This window comes from Streptomyces sp. NPDC127108, from assembly GCF_042677545.1.
Lineage (GTDB): Bacteria > Actinomycetota > Actinomycetes > Streptomycetales > Streptomycetaceae > Streptomyces.
On record NZ_JBHXTE010000049.1, the window covers coordinates 1 to 14,724 of the forward strand.

13 protein-coding genes are annotated in these 14,724 nt (G+C 72.5%); 6 read left to right on the forward strand and 7 right to left on the reverse strand.

The genetic code is table 11. The features are described from left to right. Nucleotides 1-278: 278 nt before the first annotated feature. Genes ACFVHO_RS32785 through ACFVHO_RS32800 form a run of 4 tightly spaced genes read right to left on the reverse strand, consistent with a single transcriptional unit; the run spans nt 279 to nt 4,906 of the window. On the reverse strand, nt 279-1,643 hold the full coding sequence (locus tag ACFVHO_RS32785; protein WP_385722698.1) for a GH1 family beta-glucosidase: 1,365 nt from the start codon (nt 1,641-1,643) through the stop codon (nt 279-281). Between the two features lie 50 nt (nt 1,644-1,693). Continuing rightward, the gene (locus ACFVHO_RS32790; RefSeq protein ID WP_385722701.1) at nt 1,694-2,590 is read right to left on the reverse strand and encodes a carbohydrate ABC transporter permease; all 897 of its coding nucleotides are present in this window, start codon (nt 2,588-2,590) and stop codon (nt 1,694-1,696) included. After that, nucleotides 2,583-3,587, reverse strand: a complete 1,005-nt coding sequence (locus tag ACFVHO_RS32795) for a carbohydrate ABC transporter permease (RefSeq protein ID WP_385722704.1) — start codon at nt 3,585-3,587, stop codon at nt 2,583-2,585. Before ACFVHO_RS32795 ends, ACFVHO_RS32790 begins: the two co-directional genes overlap by 8 nt. An 8-nt stretch (nt 3,588-3,595) precedes the next feature. After that, a complete protein-coding gene (locus tag ACFVHO_RS32800) occupies nt 3,596-4,906 on the reverse strand; it encodes an ABC transporter substrate-binding protein (protein ID WP_385722706.1) in 1,311 nt (436 codons plus the stop codon). A 226-nt stretch (nt 4,907-5,132) separates the two neighbouring features. Here ACFVHO_RS32800 and ACFVHO_RS32805 point away from each other — a divergent pair, with 226 nt between their 5' ends. Then, entirely contained in the window at nt 5,133-6,434 is a 1,302-nt protein-coding gene (locus ACFVHO_RS32805) for an ROK family protein (RefSeq protein WP_385722709.1), read from the forward strand. Nucleotides 6,435-6,477: 43 nt separating this feature from the next. Here the strand turns inward: ACFVHO_RS32805 and ACFVHO_RS32810 are convergent, their stop codons facing one another. Then, a complete protein-coding gene (locus ACFVHO_RS32810) occupies nt 6,478-7,320 on the reverse strand; it encodes an alpha/beta fold hydrolase (RefSeq protein WP_385722711.1) in 843 nt (280 codons plus the stop codon). Nucleotides 7,321-7,435: 115 nt separating this feature from the next. Between ACFVHO_RS32810 and ACFVHO_RS32815 the strand changes: the two genes are divergently transcribed. The 4 genes from ACFVHO_RS32815 to ACFVHO_RS32830 all read left to right on the forward strand — a co-directional run bounded on the left by ACFVHO_RS32815 (nt 7,436) and on the right by ACFVHO_RS32830 (nt 12,154). Further along, nucleotides 7,436-7,906 (forward strand): MarR family winged helix-turn-helix transcriptional regulator, encoded by a 471-nt coding sequence (locus tag ACFVHO_RS32815; protein WP_385722714.1) that lies wholly within the window; start codon nt 7,436-7,438, stop codon nt 7,904-7,906. A gap of 105 nt (nt 7,907-8,011) precedes the next feature. Next, nucleotides 8,012-9,106 (forward strand): alanine racemase, encoded by a 1,095-nt coding sequence (locus tag ACFVHO_RS32820; protein ID WP_385722717.1) that lies wholly within the window; start codon nt 8,012-8,014, stop codon nt 9,104-9,106. 289 nt (nt 9,107-9,395) lie between these two features. After that, nucleotides 9,396-11,135, forward strand: a complete 1,740-nt coding sequence (locus ACFVHO_RS32825) for an ABC transporter ATP-binding protein (protein ID WP_385722861.1) — start codon at nt 9,396-9,398, stop codon at nt 11,133-11,135. A 200-nt stretch (nt 11,136-11,335) separates the two neighbouring features. Beyond that, nucleotides 11,336-12,154, forward strand: a complete 819-nt coding sequence (locus ACFVHO_RS32830) for a maleylpyruvate isomerase N-terminal domain-containing protein (protein WP_385722720.1) — start codon at nt 11,336-11,338, stop codon at nt 12,152-12,154. A 68-nt stretch (nt 12,155-12,222) separates the two neighbouring features. On the opposite strand, the gene merB is transcribed toward ACFVHO_RS32830, so the two are convergent. Continuing rightward, nucleotides 12,223-12,930: an organomercurial lyase gene (gene merB, locus ACFVHO_RS32835; RefSeq protein WP_385722723.1), complete on the reverse strand. Its 708-nt coding sequence runs from the start codon at nt 12,928-12,930 to the stop codon at nt 12,223-12,225. A gap of 91 nt (nt 12,931-13,021) precedes the next feature. Here merB and ACFVHO_RS32840 point away from each other — a divergent pair, with 91 nt between their 5' ends. After that, nucleotides 13,022-13,888 (forward strand): AraC family ligand binding domain-containing protein, encoded by an 867-nt coding sequence (locus tag ACFVHO_RS32840; protein ID WP_385722725.1) that lies wholly within the window; start codon nt 13,022-13,024, stop codon nt 13,886-13,888. Here ACFVHO_RS32840 and ACFVHO_RS32845 read toward each other — a convergent pair. Then, on the reverse strand, nt 13,872-14,651 hold the full coding sequence (locus ACFVHO_RS32845; RefSeq protein ID WP_385722728.1) for a hypothetical protein: 780 nt from the start codon (nt 14,649-14,651) through the stop codon (nt 13,872-13,874). The genes ACFVHO_RS32840 and ACFVHO_RS32845 overlap by 17 nt on opposite strands. Between the last annotated feature and the right edge of the window lie 73 nt (nt 14,652-14,724).

Below are 14,724 nucleotides of genomic sequence, written 5' to 3' on the forward strand. Positions count from 1 at the left end.
GGGCGGGCGGCTGGGGGGGTTCCGGCGTTGGTGACCCGGGCCCCCCGCGCCCCCGTAGTCCCGGGGCCCGGGGCCCCGGGCCGGCCCGCGGGGGGGGCCCGGGCCGGGGCCCAGACGGCGGCTGATGCCGCGGCGAGAGCGGTGATCCGCTTGCGCACGTTCCCTCCTGAGGATCGGGTGGTGCGGGCCGTCCCACTGTGGCCCGCGCCGGCCCTCGCCGACTTGGCGCAGAGTGCGGTGAACCTTCGCATTCAGCGCGGCGCCGCGCGGCTCACCGCTCAGGCCGCCCGCCGTGCCCGCAGCCGGTGCCGGCGGATCAGGTTCGCGTACAGGCGCCCGCTGCCCTTCACCGTGCGGCGCTGCGTCGCGTAGTCGACGTGGACGAGGCCGAAGCGCTTGTCGTAGCCGTACGCCCACTCGAAGTTGTCCAGGAGGGACCAGGCGTAGTAGCCCGCGAGGGGTGCGCCCCGGCGGGCGGCGCGGGCGCAGGCCGCGAGGTGTTCGCGCAGGTACCGGGCGCGCTCGGGGTCGTCGACCGAGCCGTCGGCGCGGACCACGTCGGGGTAGGACGAGCCGTTCTCGGTGACGTAGAGCCTGCGCGCGCCGTAGTCCTCGGTGAGGCGCAGGAGCAGGGTCTCCAGGCCGTTCGCGTCGATCTCCCAGTCCATGCCGGTGTGCCGTCGGCCCGGGCGGTGGACCTGGTGGGCGTGCGGGGGCGGGCCCGCGGGGTCGTCGGTGACGTGGGCCGGGAAGTAGTAGTTGAGGCCCAGCCAGTCCAGGGGCTGGGCGATGGTGTCCAAGTCGCCCTGCCTTTCGGGGAGTTCGACGCCGTACACCGCCCGCATGTCCGCGGGGAAGCCCCGGCCGTGCAGTGGGTCGAGCCACCAGCGGTTGGTGTGGCCGTCGACGCGCCGGGCCGCGGCGACGTCCTCGGGGCGGGACGTGGCGGGCTCGACGGGGGAGAGGTTGTTGACGATGCCGACCTCGGCGGAGGGGGCGGCGGCGCGGATGGCCTGAGTGGCGAGGCCGTGGCCGAGCAGCAGGTGGTACGAGGCGTGCACGGCGGCGCCGATGTCGGTGAGGCCGGGGGCCATGCGGCCCTCCAGGTGGCCGATCCAGGCCGAGCAGAGCGGTTCGTTGAGCGTGGCCCACTGCCGCACCCGGTCGCCGAGGCGCTCGGCGACCACGGCGGCGTACGCGGCGAAGTGCTCGGCGGTGTCGCGCGCGGGCCAGCCGCCGCGGTCCTGGAGCGCCTGCGGCAGGTCCCAGTGGTAGAGGGTGACGTTCGGGGTGATGCCCGCCTCCAGGAGGGCGTCGACCAGCCGGTCGTAGAAGGCGAGCCCGGCCGCGTTGACCGGCCCGTCGCCGCCCGGCACGACGCGCGGCCAGGCGACGGAGAAGCGGTAGGAGTCGACGCCGAGTTCCTTCATCAGGGCGATGTCCTCGGGCCAGCGGTGGTAGTGGTCGCAGGCCACGTCGCCGGTGTCGCCGCCCGCGACCTTGCCGGGGGTGCGGGAGAAGGTGTCCCAGATGGACGGGGAGCGGCCGTCATCCCCGGCGGCTCCCTCGATCTGGTACGCCGACGTGGCGACCCCCCAGGTGAACGGGTGGGGGAGCGCGGCGAGGTCGGAGGCGTCGGTCACGGAGTTCCTTTCGGCGGGGGGTGTGCGGGGCGGGCGGGGCGGGGCGGCGGTCACTTGACCGCTCCGGCGGTGAGCCCGGCGACGAGGTAGCGCTGCAGGAGCAGGAATCCGGCGACCACCGGCACGCTGACGACCAGCGAGGCGGCCATGACCTGGTTCCAGTACACGTCGTTCTGCGTGGAGTAGCCCTGGAGGCCCACGGCGAGGGTGCGGGTGGTGTCGTTGGTCATCACCGAGGCGAAGAGGACCTCGCCCCAGGCGGTCATGAACGCGTAGACGGCGACGGCCACGATGCCGGGAATCGCGGCGGGCACGACGACCCGGAACAGCGCGCCCAGCGGACCGCACCCGTCGACGAGCGCGGCCTCGTCCAGTTCCTTGGGCACCGAGTCGAAGTACCCGATCAGCATCCAGATGGAGAACGGCAGCGAGAACGTGAGATAGGTGAGGATGAGGCCCGCGCGGGAGCCGAAGAGCGCGATGCCCGTCGCGTTGCCCACGTTGACGTAGATGAGGAACAGCGGCAGCAGGAAGAGGATGCCCGGGAACATCTGCGTGGACAGCACGGTCACGGTGAACACGCGCTTGCCGCGGAAGCGGTAGCGGCTCACCGCGTACGCCGCGAACACCGCGATGACGACGGAGCACACCGTCGCCGCGCCCGCCACGATCAGTGAGTTCACGAAGTAGTCCGCGAGCGGCACCGTCGTCCAGATGTCGACGTACGGCCGGAACGTGACGGTGGACGGCACCCAGCGGAAGCTCCCCGCGACGTCCTGGAGGGGCTTCAGGGAGCTGGACACCATGACGTAGACCGGGACCAGGACGAACCCGGCGAGGAGGGTGAGGAAGACGCGGCGCAGCCACAGGAACGAGCGGGGCGGCGCCATCGGCGAGCGCCGCCGCGCGGTGGCGGGCACGGGCGGGGCCTTGGTCGCGCTAGCCATCGGTGGCCCTCCTTCCACGGGAGGTGAGGAGCAGGTACGCGGCCGTCACCACGAGCAGGAAGGCCAGCAGCAGGACCGACATCGCCGAGCCCGTGCCGAAGTTCCAGGTCACGAACGACGACTGGTAGATGTGGATCGAGATGAGGTCCGCCGACTCCGGCGCCGACTCGCCGAACAGCAGGTACGGCGTGTTGAAGTCGTTGAAGGTCCACAGGAAGAGGACCAGGACGAGGACCTGGTTGACCGGCCGCAGCGAGGGCAGCGTGATGCGGCGGATCTGCTGCCACATCCCGGCGCCGTCGATGGCGGCCGCCTCGTACAGCTCCTTGGGGATGTTCTGCAGACCGGCCGTCACGATGAGGAAGACGAACGGCCAGTGCTTCCACACCGAGACGGTGGCGAGCGCGAAGAAGCTGTTGTCGCCGATCAGCCAGAACGGCCGGCCGTCGGTGATCCCGAGCTGGTCGTGCAGGACGTGGTTCACCAGGCCGTTGTCGCGCTGGAACATGAACGCCCAGGTGATCACGGCGGCGTACACGGGCAGCGCGTACGGAGTGAGGAACAGGGCGCGGAGCAGGCCCCGGCCGCGGAAGTGGTCCTGGAGGAACAGCGCGGCGGCCGTGCCGATCAGCCAGCACAGGCCCACCGACACGACGGTGAACGCGCACGTGACGAAGAACGAGTGCAGCAGCGCCTCGCCGACGGGCGCGTCGAAGTCGACCGACAGGGAGTAGTTGTCGAACCCGGCCCAGGGCGCGGCGCCCCAGTCGCGGATGTAGAACTGCGTGAGCTCCTTGAAGCTCATGAAGATGCCCACGGCCATCGGGATCAGATGGACGAGCAGTTCGAGCAGCAGCGCCGGAAGCAACAGGAAGTACGGCAGGGCGAGGCGGCGCAGCCGTCCGCGCGGACGGCGTGCGCGCGGCCGCGGACCGGGGCCCTCAGTGTGCGCGGCCGCCGCGGCCGCCTCGTCGTGGGCGGTGGTCAGAGCGGTCATGGCGCGGCTCAGCCCTTCGGCATCTGCTGCTGCGCCTTGGTCAGCGCCGACTTGACGGAGTCCGTGGTCACCGGACGGCCCTCGGCGGCGTCGGCGAACAGCTCCTTGATGGCGGTGCCCACCGTCGTCTCGAACTGCGACTCGTTGGGGACCTGGGGCAGCGGCGCCGCGCTCTTGGCGAGCGTGTCGCGCAGCACGGCGGTCTCCGGGCGGGCGAACGCCGGGTCGGACTGGGCGGCCCTCACCGGGGGGATCGAGCCGTAGGCCTTGTTGAGACCGGTCTGCTCGGCGTCGCTCGTCATGAACTTCACGAACTTGACCGCGCCGTCGAGGTTGTCGGTGTTCTTGAAGACCGCCAGATTGATGCCCGCGACCATCGAGTTGACCTGCTTGCCGGTGCCCGGCGTCCCCGAAGGCACCGGCACCGGGGCGACTCCCCAGTCGGCGGGCTTCATGCCGTGCGCCTCGAAGGTCGTCGCGGCCGCCTGCCAAAGCACCATCGCCGTCCTGCCCTTGGCGAAGTCCTGAAGGGACTGGTTGCGCGCGTACTCGGCGTTGCCCGGCGCGATGATCTTGTCCTTGGCCATGAAGTCGACGTACTGCTTCACGGCGGACACCGCGCCGGGGGACGTGAACGTCGGCTTCCCGGCCGCGTCGAAAAAGTCCGCGCCGTGCTGTTTGCCGAGGACATGGGCCTGGTGGATGTTGTTCACCAGGTTCGAACCCTCCGCCCCCAGCGCCCACTTGCCGTCCTTGGAGAGCCTCTTGCCGTCGGCGACCAGCTGCTCCCAGGTCGCGGGCGGCTTCTCGATGCCCGCGTCCTCGAACATCTTCTTGTTGTAGTAGAGGGCGTACGCCAGTGAGTACAGCGGCACCGCGGCGGGGTCCTTGCCCCGCGCGCCCGTCGAGCCGAGCGCGGCGGGCACGAACCGGTCCTTGCCGCCGATCTTCCCGAACCGCTTCGCGTCCCACGGCAGCAGCGCGCCGCCCGCCTGGAGCGACGACGACCAGGTGTTGCCGATGTTGAGGACGTCCGGGCCCTGGCCCGAAGTGGTCGCCGCCAGAATGCGCTTGAGCAGGTCGGACCAGGGGATCACCTCCAGCTTGACCTCGATCCCGGTCTGCTCCTCGAACTTCTTGAGCCGGGGCGCGAGGATCTTCTTGTCGGCCTCGATGTTCGGCCCCTGGTTCGACGCCCAGTACGTGTGCGTCTTCGGCGAGTCGTTGCTCCCGCCGCCCGTGGCGGTGCCGCCGCCGCACGCGGTGGCGGTGAGAGCGGTGACCGCCGCGAAGGCGGCTGCGGCGCGGAGTCTGCGCATGACGGATGCGCCCCTTTCCGGGGAGGATCTCGGCGGTGGCTGCGCCCAAGTGCCGCGCGTGCAGCCGCGTCGGGGGTCCGGTGAGCGGTACGAGGGGCCCCCGTGACGGTTGTGTTCAGCGCTTGAACGAGCTTCACGACTTAATTTAGGACGTGAGTTAAATCCTGAAGACAAGTCGCGTCAAGAGGTTCGGCACGGGTATGTTGCGAACGGGGAGAGGAGCCACATGGCCGAGCGGAACAGCAGAACCGTGCGTGACCTGCGCCTGGGCAACCGGGCTTCGGTACTGCGCCGGTTGTACTTCCACGGGCCGATGAGCCGCCAGGCCTTGGGCGGCGCGACCGGGCTCAGCTCCGGCTCCGTCAGCAACGTCGTCGCCGAACTCACCGCCGACCACCTCTTGGAGGAGGCGGGCGTCGTCGAGTCCGACGGCGGCCGCCCCCGCACCCTGCTGCGCGTGGCCCCCGGCAGCGGCCATCTGATCGGCGTGGACGTCGGCGAGACCCGCGTCCGCGTCGAGGCCTTCGACCTCGCCCTCACCGAACTCGCCCGCACCGACCGCCCGTTGACCCCGACCGGCCATGACGTCGAGGCCATCGTCGCCCACATCCGCGACGGCGTGGCCGAGGTCACCGCCGCCGCCGGGCTCACCGCGGGCGAGGGCCTGATCGGCGTCGGCGTCGGCGTCCCCGGCATCGTCGAGACGTCCGTCCCCGGCGGCGCCCTCGTCCACGGCCAGACCGTCGGCTGGGACGCGGTGCCGCTGGAGTCCCTGCTCCGCGATGCCGTCCAACTCCCGCCGGACACCGCGTACTTCATCGACAACGGCGCCCGTGCGCTCGGCCAGGCCGAGATGTGGTTCGGCGGCGGCCGCGGGGTGCGCGACGCCGTCATCGTCCTGTTCGGCTCCGGCGTCGGCGCGTGCATCGTCACCGACGGCGTCATCCATGGGGGAGCCCACGGCGGGCCGGGCGAATGGGGGCACCTGACCGTCCATGTGCGCGGGCGGCGCTGCCGGTGCGGGGCGCTGGGCTGCCTGGAGGCGTACGCGGGGGCGGAGGCGCTGCTCGACCGCTGGCGCGAGGCGGGGGGCGAGCCGCCGGAGACGGGGGAGGAGAGCGGGGTCGCCGCGCTGCTCGCGGCCGCCCACCCCGAGGACGGCGGCGCCGCCGACCCCGTGGCGCGGGCCGTCCTCGACGAGACCGCCGAGTATCTGGGCGCGGGCATCTCCGGCCTGGTGAACCTCTTCGGCCCCGAACGCGTCCTCGTCGGCGGCTGGGCCGGGCTCGCCCTCGGCCCTCGTCTCCTCCCCGCCGTCCGCGAGCACGCCGCCGCGTACTCCCTGCGCCATCCCGCGGCCCGCGTCACCGTGGCGCTCGGCGAGCTGGGCCCGGACGCGGTGACGGTGGGCGCGGCGACGCTGCCGCTCGCGGACTTCCTGGCGCGGGGCGGGCGGCGGCGGGAGGAGACCGGGGAGGCGCCGGGGGCAGGGCCGTTGCTGGGCCCGGCGTCCCGGGCGGCTCTCTGACCCGGCCCCCGGCTCCCGCTCGGTCATTTCCGGGCGGGCCTGCTCACTTCGCCAGGAAGGCGACCAGCGCCTCGTTCACCTCCTCGGCGTGGGTCCAGAGCAGGCCGTGCGGGGCGCCCTCGATCTCGACGTACGTGGAGTCCGGCAGGATCTCGCGGAACGCGCGGGCGGTGGCGTCGATCGGCAGGATGCGGTCGGCGGTGCCGTGCAGGAGCAGCGTGGGGACGCCGGAGGCGGCGATCGCGGCGGAGTCGTCCCGGAAGTCTGTGGTCCAGGTCGGCACGGCCGCGACCGAGGCGTGGGCGGACGAGCCCGCGGCCACGTTCCAACTGGCGCGCAGCGCCGCCTCGCTGAGCCGGGAGCCGAGGGTCTCGTCGGTGTTGTAGAAGTCGGCGTAGAACGCGTCGAAGTAGGCGTACCGGTCGGCCTTCACGGCGGCGAGTATGCCGTCGAAGACGGACTGGTCGACGCCGCGCGGGTTGTCGTCCGTCTTGAGCAGGAAGGGCTGGAGCAGCCCGAGGAACGCGGCCTTGCCGACGCGCTCCGTGCCGTACGTCGACAGATAGCGGGTGACCTCGCCGCTGCCCATCGAGAACCCGACGAGCACCGCGTCGCGCAGGTCCAGCGTGCGCATCAGGATGTCGAGGTCCGAGGCGAAGGTGTCGTAGTCGTAGCCGGTCGTCGGCAGGCTGGAGCGGCCGAAGCCGCGGCGGTCGTACGTGATGACGCGGTGCCCGGACTCCAGGAGGGCCGGCACCTGCTTCTCCCAGGAGTGCCCGTCCAGCGGGTAGCCGTGGATGAGCACCACGGGGCGGCCGGTGCCGTGGTCCTCGTAGTAGAGGTCGATCGACGCGCTGTTCTCGGTACCGACGGTGATGTACGGCATGGCAGTCCCTCTCGTTCCCTCTGGTCGTCTGACGTGCTGACGTAGGAACACCGTACACGATTACATCGCGCGCGATGCAATCGTTCGCGTTGTGCTCTCGCTTACAGTGGTCCGTATGGAAGGCACCAGGGAAGACAAGTCACCACTGGCCGAGCTGCTCTGCTTCGACCTCTACGCGGCCTCGCGCAGCGTCACGTCCGTGTACCGGGTCCTCCTCGACCCGCTGGGGCTGACCTACCCCCAGTACCTGGTGATGCTGGTGCTGTGGCGACGGGACGAGAGCACGGTCCGTGAGCTGGTGGAGGAACTGCAGCTCGACTACAACACGCTGTCCCCGCTCCTGAAGCGGCTGGAGACGCGGGGCCTGCTGGAGCGCCGTCGCCGCCCGGACGACGAGCGCTCGGTCGCTGTCGTCCTCACCGCCGAGGGACGCGCGATGCGACAGCAGGCGGCGCACGTGCCAGCGGCGATCGGGGAGGCGATGGGCGTGGACGACTCCGAGATCGCGGCGCTGCAGGGGGTGCTGCGGAGGATCACGGTCAACGCGGGGGCTCGGGCGGCGGAGTTGGGCGGGCGGCGGTCCTAGGCGGCATTCCCGGTCGGCGCGCGGGTCCGTCGGTGGTGGCCCTGCGGCCGGGGCGCGCCCACCTGTCATGATCATCTCGTCGTGTTCCATGGTGGGAGGCAAGAGATGGCGATAACGCTGCCCGACGGGCTGGCCACGCCGGCGCTGGTCGTCGATCCGGACGTGCTGGACAGGAACATCTCGCGGATGGCCGAGGCCTCGCGGGACCAAGGGTTCGCCCTGCGTCCGCATGCCAAGAGCCACAAGTGCGCGCAGATCGCGGACCGTCAGCTCCGATCCGGCGCGCGCGGTCTTTCGGTGGCCACGATCGGCGAGGCCGAGGCGTTCGCCCGCGCGGGCGTGGACGACCTGTTCATCGCCTACCCCGTGTGGCTCGACGCCGACAAGGCGCGGCGGCTGCGCCGGTTGGCGGACGACGCCGCTGTGCGAGTCGGTGTGGAGTCGGTCGAGGGCGCGCGGCGGCTGGGGGACGCCGTGCGTGGCAGCGCCCGGGCGGTCGAGGTGCTCGTCGAGGTCGACAGCGGGAGCCACCGGACGGGGGTGCGGCCCGACACCGCCGGCGAGGTGGGCGAGGCGGCGGCCGACGCGGGCCTGGACGTGGTCGGTGTGTTCACGTTCCCGGGGCACGGCTACGGCCATGACGCCCGGGCGCGCGAGCGGGCCGCGCGGGACGAGGAGCGCACGCTGGGGGAGGCCGCACAGGTGCTGCGGGACCTCGGGCTCGGCGTCCGCGTGGTCAGTGGCGGGTCGACTCCGACGGTGGGGCAGTGGCAGCCCGGCACGGTGAACGAGTTGCGGCCCGGTGTCTACGTCTTCAACGACGCCACCCAACTGGCCATCGGCACCTGCGGGGCGGAGGACCTCGCGCTGGTCGCGGCGGCGACGGTGATCAGCGTTCCCGCCCCGGACCGCTTCGTGCTGGACGTCGGCAGCAAGGTCCTCGGCTCCGACCGGTCGTCCTGGGTGACGGGTCACGGCTACCTGCCGCAGTTCCCGCAGGGGGCCGTCACAGGGCTGTGGGAACACCACGCCGTGGTGCGCCTTCCGGAAGGGGTTCGAGGGCCACGCCTGGGGTCGTTGGTCGCTGTCGTCCCCAACCACGTCTGCACGCCCGTGAACCTCGCCGATGAGCTGCTGGTCGTCCGCGAGCACGAGGTGATCGACCGCTGGCAGGTCACAGCACGCGGTGCCAACACCTGAACGTCACGCCTGGGCCCGGCGCCTCGGCGGTCCACCGCGAAATCCGGTCAGGCGGAACGCGCCCTGACGCGTCCTGTCGTGTGTGACTAGTCCAGAACCAACGTTCGACAAACAACCTCACGCCGAGAGAGACCCCACCGGCCCCACTGACCTCACTGACCCCCTTGGCCCCACCGGCCCTCACGCCGCCGGACCCGACACCGACCCCGCCGAGGAGCCGACGGACGCCGAGCAGACCGAAAAGGAAACCGGGCCGGAGCGGCTTCCCGCCCGGGAGACCTGGACCGTCCTGTACCGCCACTTCAAGCCGCACCGCGGCATCGTGGCGCTCGGCGCGCTGTTCACGCTCATCGGCGCCGCGACCGGCCTCGCGCAGCCGGTCGCGGTCGAGCAGTTGGTGAGCCGGCTCCAGGACGACGAGTCGATCACCTCGATCCTCGTCCTGCTCACGGGGCTCCTGGTGATCGGGACGGCCGTCGAGTCCGTCGGCAGCTACATCCTGGAACGCACCGCGCAGTCCGTCGTCCTCGACTCCCGCCGCTCCCTCATCGGCCGCCTGCTGCGCCTGAAGGTCGCGGAGATCGAGCGCGTGCAGCCCGGCGACCTGATGTCCCGCGTCACCTCGGACACCACGCTCCTCCAGGCCGTCACCACGCAGGCCGTGGTGTCCGCGTTCTCCGGGGCGCTGACCGTCGTCGCGACCATCGTGATGATGGCCTTCATGGACCCGATGCTCCTCGGCGTCACGCTCGGCGTGATCGTCCTCATCGGTGCCGCCACCGGCCTGGTGATGCCGAAGATCTCCAAGGCCACCCAGCGTTCCCAGGAGGCCGTGGGCATGATCTCGACGGCCCTGGAGCGGGCCTTCGGCGCGTTTCGGACGCTGAAGGCCTCCGGCGCGGAGGAGCGCGAGGTCGCCAAGGTCGAGGCGGCCGCGCAGGAGGCCTGGCGGCACGGCGTGAAGTCCGCCAAGTGGCAGGCCGTGGCATGGAGTTCGATGGGTTTCGCCATCCAGGTCTCGTTCCTCGCGGTCCTCGGCGTCGGCGGCGCCCGCGTCGCCTCCGAGGCGATCTCCGTCGCGACCCTCGTGGCGTTCCTGATGCTGCTCTTCTACCTGATCGACCCGGTGAGCCGCCTCGTCGACGCCGTCACCCAGTACCAGGTGGGCTCCGCCGCCGTGGCCCGCATCGTGCAGGCGGAGCGGATGGAGACCGAGGAAGCCGCCGCCGTCGAGGACCAGGCCGCTCGACCGGGGCGGGCGGTGGGCCGCCGGGCAGCCGCGGAGCGGCCCGCCTCCGTCCTCTTCGAGGACGTCACGTTCCGCTACCGTCCCGACCTCCCCACCGTCCACCACGGCGTGACCTTCGCCGTCCCCGGCCCCGGCATGACGGCCTTCGTCGGCCCGTCCGGCGCGGGCAAGACCACCGTCTTCGGGCTCGTGGAGCGCTTCTACGACGCGACGGGCGGCCGCGTCCTCGTCGACGGCCGCGACGTACAGGACTGGCCGCTCGCCGAACTGCGCGCGACCATCGGGTACGTCGAGCAGGACGCCCCCGTCCTCGCGGGCACCCTGCGCGAGAACCTGCTGTTCGCCGCGCCGGACGCCACCGACGCCGACATCCACGACGTCCTCGTACAAGCACGCCTCGACAGCCTCGTGGAGAAGCTTCCCGACGGACTCGAGACCGTGGTCGGCCACCGCGGCTCCAAGCTCTCCGGCGGCGAACGCCAGCGCGTGGCCATCGCCCGCGCCCTGCTGCGCAAGCCCCGGCTGCTGCTCCTCGACGAGGCGACCTCGCAGTTGGACGCCGTCAACGAGCTGGCACTGCGCGACGTCGTCGCCGAGGTGTCGAAGACCGTCACGGTCCTCGTCGTCGCGCACCGCCTGTCGACGGTCACGCTGGCCGACCGGATCGTCGTCATGGACGCGGGCCGGGTCCGCGCGGTCGGCACCCACGACGAGCTGGTCGAGGGGGACCCGCTGTACGGCGAGCTGGCCGCGACGCAGTTCCTGGCGACGTCGTCCTGAGCGGGGGCGTGAACGGGTCCTGACCGGTGCGGGGACGGCGGCCGCGGCGCGCGCGGCCGCCGCCTCCGCCGCGCCCGCAGCCCGGTGGACGTGGCGTCCCGCGTTCGTGGAATGCGGCGCTCCACGACCCGTGGAAGGCGACGCCCCACGCCGGGAAAAACTGCCGGGACCCGGCGCCGAGCCATCGCTATCGTGACCCCATGACCGACTTGACCTTGGATCGCTACGCCGCTGAAATCATCGCCCAGACCGAGCAGTTGACCGCCTCGATCAAGGGCGCGGACCTCGCCGCCCCAGTGCCGACCTGCGCCGGCTGGAGCCTCGGTGACCTCCTGCGGCACCTGGGTGGCGCGCACCGCTGGGCCGAGGAGATCGTCCGCACCCGGGCGACGGGCCCGGTGCCCGACGACCAGGTGAACGACGTGTCGGGCGACGACCGGGCGGACGTCGCCGCGCTCGGCGCCTGGCTGAGCGAGGGCGCGGCCCTGTACGCGGACGCCCTGCGGAAGGCGGGACCGGACGCGCGGGTGTGGACGGTGGCGCCGGGCGGCACCCCGGTGTTCTGGGCGCGCCGCATGACGGTGGAGACCGTGGTGCACCGCGCGGACGCGGTCGCGGCCGTCGACGGGACGTACACCCTGGACCACGACGTCGCCCTCGACGCCCTGGCCGAGTGGCTCGGCTTCCTCGAACTGCCGCAGGTCTACGAGTCCGTCGAGGCGATGCGCGGGCTGCTCGGGCCCGGCCGGACCGTCCACTTCCACGCGACGGACGCGGCCCCCGGGACGGAGGGCGACTGGCTGATCGACCTCACCGGCGTCGCCCCCGCCGTGCGGCGCTCCGGACCGGGGGAACGCACCCCCGGGGAAGCGGCCGTGAGCCTGCGCGGCTCGGCGGCGGCGCTGCTGCTCCTCATGTACCAGCGGGGCTCCGTCCTGGACGACGCGGTGGAGATCGTCGGGGACCGGGAGCTGTTCCAGGAGTGGCGGGAGGGGGCCAGCGCCTGGCTCCGGAGGTGAGGAGGCAGGCGCTCTGCCGCAGCGCCCCCCGACCTCGTCGCACCTGGTGGGGGCCGAGGGTCCGGGCCTCAGTCGGGCAGCCCCCAGAAGGATCCGCGCAGACCGACCCCGGCGAAGTAGGCGGAGGCGGAGGCGGGGTCACGGCGGATGTAGCCCGGGTCGAGGCGTCCGGTGTACCAGTCGCTCGCGAAGCGCCACAGGGTGCCCAGATCCATGACGTGGCCCCGCTGGTGGCCCGTCCGCCGCAGCCAGGCGTCGACGCAGTCGCTGGAGCAGAACAGGCGCTGGTTGCCGCAGGTGTGCACGACGTCGTCCCAGACCCGGTCCATGGGGACGAGGAAATGGGCCACCTGGTCGCCGTCCGGGGGCGCGTCGCGGCCCACCACCCAGGCGTGCGGGGTGTCGCAGGCCGAGCAGCGGGTGGCGACCAGGACGTCGGGCTCGTCCCTGAGCAGATGGGGCAGGGCGAACGAGTCCCAGGCGCAGCCGCCCCACCACAGCGTGCGCGCCCCCATGACGGAGAAGCCGAGCGGCACCGACGCGAAGGGGTGGGCCATGACGACGCGGTCGTGGTCCTGGGGGTCCAGGACCACGTCGTGGCTCTCGTGCAGGGCGCGCAGCTCCTGACGCGCCTGATCGGGGGCGAGCCCGGTGAGCGCGGCGAGTTCCGGTACGCCCGGAGCGCGGCCGGTGCGGGCGAAGCCCTGGTAGACGGCCAGGCGGACCCGCTCCGTCCGGTCAGGGCCCGTCGGTGCCGCTGAAGCGTTCCCGGTCATGCTCGTGACTCCTTCGCGGGTCGAGGCGGTGCGTCCAGGGTGCGCCCCGGAGCCGCGCGACGCTTGAACGCTCGTGCGGCACCATGGAGACATGAGGACCACCGGGGAGCGTGCCGCCTACTGGCGGGTTCCCGGGCTCGCGCTGGAGGCCATGGACGCCCGCTTCGAGCGGTACGCGTATCCCCTGCACGCCCACGACACGTGCTCGTTCGGCGTCACCGACGTCGGCGCCCAGTCGTTCGTGTGCAGGGGAGAACGGCACGTCAGCGCGGCCGGCCTCGTCATGGTGTTCAACCCGGACGAGCCGCACGACGGACAGTCGGCCGTCCGCCACGGCTACCGCTACCGGATGCTGCACCTCGGCGAGGACCTCGCCCGCGACGTGCTCGCCGACGCCGCCCCCGGCGGTGCCGGGCTGCCCCTCTTCGGCACTCCGGTGGTGGACAGCCCGGCCCTGGCCCGAGCCGTGGCCCGCCTCCACACCGCAGTCGTCGAGAGCGTCCCCCGACTGGTCGTCGAGGAACGCCTCACCACCGCCGTGCTCGCCCTGAGCAGGCACGCTTCGACGAGTCCTGCCCGGCTGCCGGACGGTCCCGGCCGGGTGGACCCGGCCGCCCTCGCACGCGCCCGCGACGTGCTGCGGACGCGGTTCGCCGACAACATCTCCGCCGACGATCTCGCCCGGGCCGCCGGCTGCAGCCGCTTCGCGCTGTACCGGGGTTTCCGCGCGGCGTACGGCTTCGCGCCCAGCGACTACCAGCGCGATCTGCGGCTGCGCCGGGCCCGCGCACTCCTGGCCGAGGGCCGGGCGCCCGCGACGGCGGCCGCCGAGGCGGGCTTCGCCGACCAGGCTCATCTCACCCGGTGGTTCCACCGCACCTACGGCGTCACCCCCGCCGCCTACCGCGCGGCCTCGGGAGCCGCTCGCCCGAAGTCGTCTCTCACGCCCCGCACTTGAGCTTGTACTCGACGATGTAGGCGCGGTTGCCGCGCCCTCGCTTGCGGTACGTGGGGTGTTGCTGCCAGGGCCCCGGCGGCCAGGGGCCCGGCTGTGCGGGCCGGGGCGGAAGCTCGTCCCGCTCGTCGGGGGCGGGGTCGGCGCGCGGCGCGGGGTCCAGGGCACGGACCGGCCGCGCGGTCAGATGGCGGACGCGGTCGTGGAACCCGCCCATGGGCAGGGGGAGTTCGACGTCGTCATCGACGAACCGCACCGCCACGGCGGCGTACTCCATGACGGCGACGGCGACGGGCGGCCAGGACCGTAACGTCGCTCGATTGGTCATCCTGAGGATGCCCAGCATCCGCAGTGTGGCCGCCACGCTGACGGCCGGCGGCTCCGTGGGCCATTCCAGTTTCAGCAGCGGGGCGCCCCGTTCGGGCCGGGGAGCACGGCGGGGGAGGGGATCGTCGGCTTCCGGAGCGGGCAGGGCGGCGTCGGGGGTCTGCTGTTTCCACCAGGCCGCCTCGTCGGTCTCGCCGAGAGTGAGGTGGTGGAGGTAGAGGCAGTAGGCCGCCGCCGTCTCCCCGGCTCCTGCGGCGTACTGCCACAGGAAGCGGGCGGTATGAGCGCTGTCGTTGAGCCGCAGCATGCAGCCGAGGACGAGCGCGCCCGAAGGGGTGGGCAGGAACTCGGTGAGGAAGTCGGTCACCGACGCCAGGGGCGTGGTGGTCACGACGGCCTCGCACAGGATCCGCAGATCGCCGTCGGCCGCCCGAGCCATGGCATGGCCCGGCCCTTCGGCTGGGGCCGGGCGTGGCGGCAGGGCGGGTCGGGTCGGCACCGGGTCGTGGGGG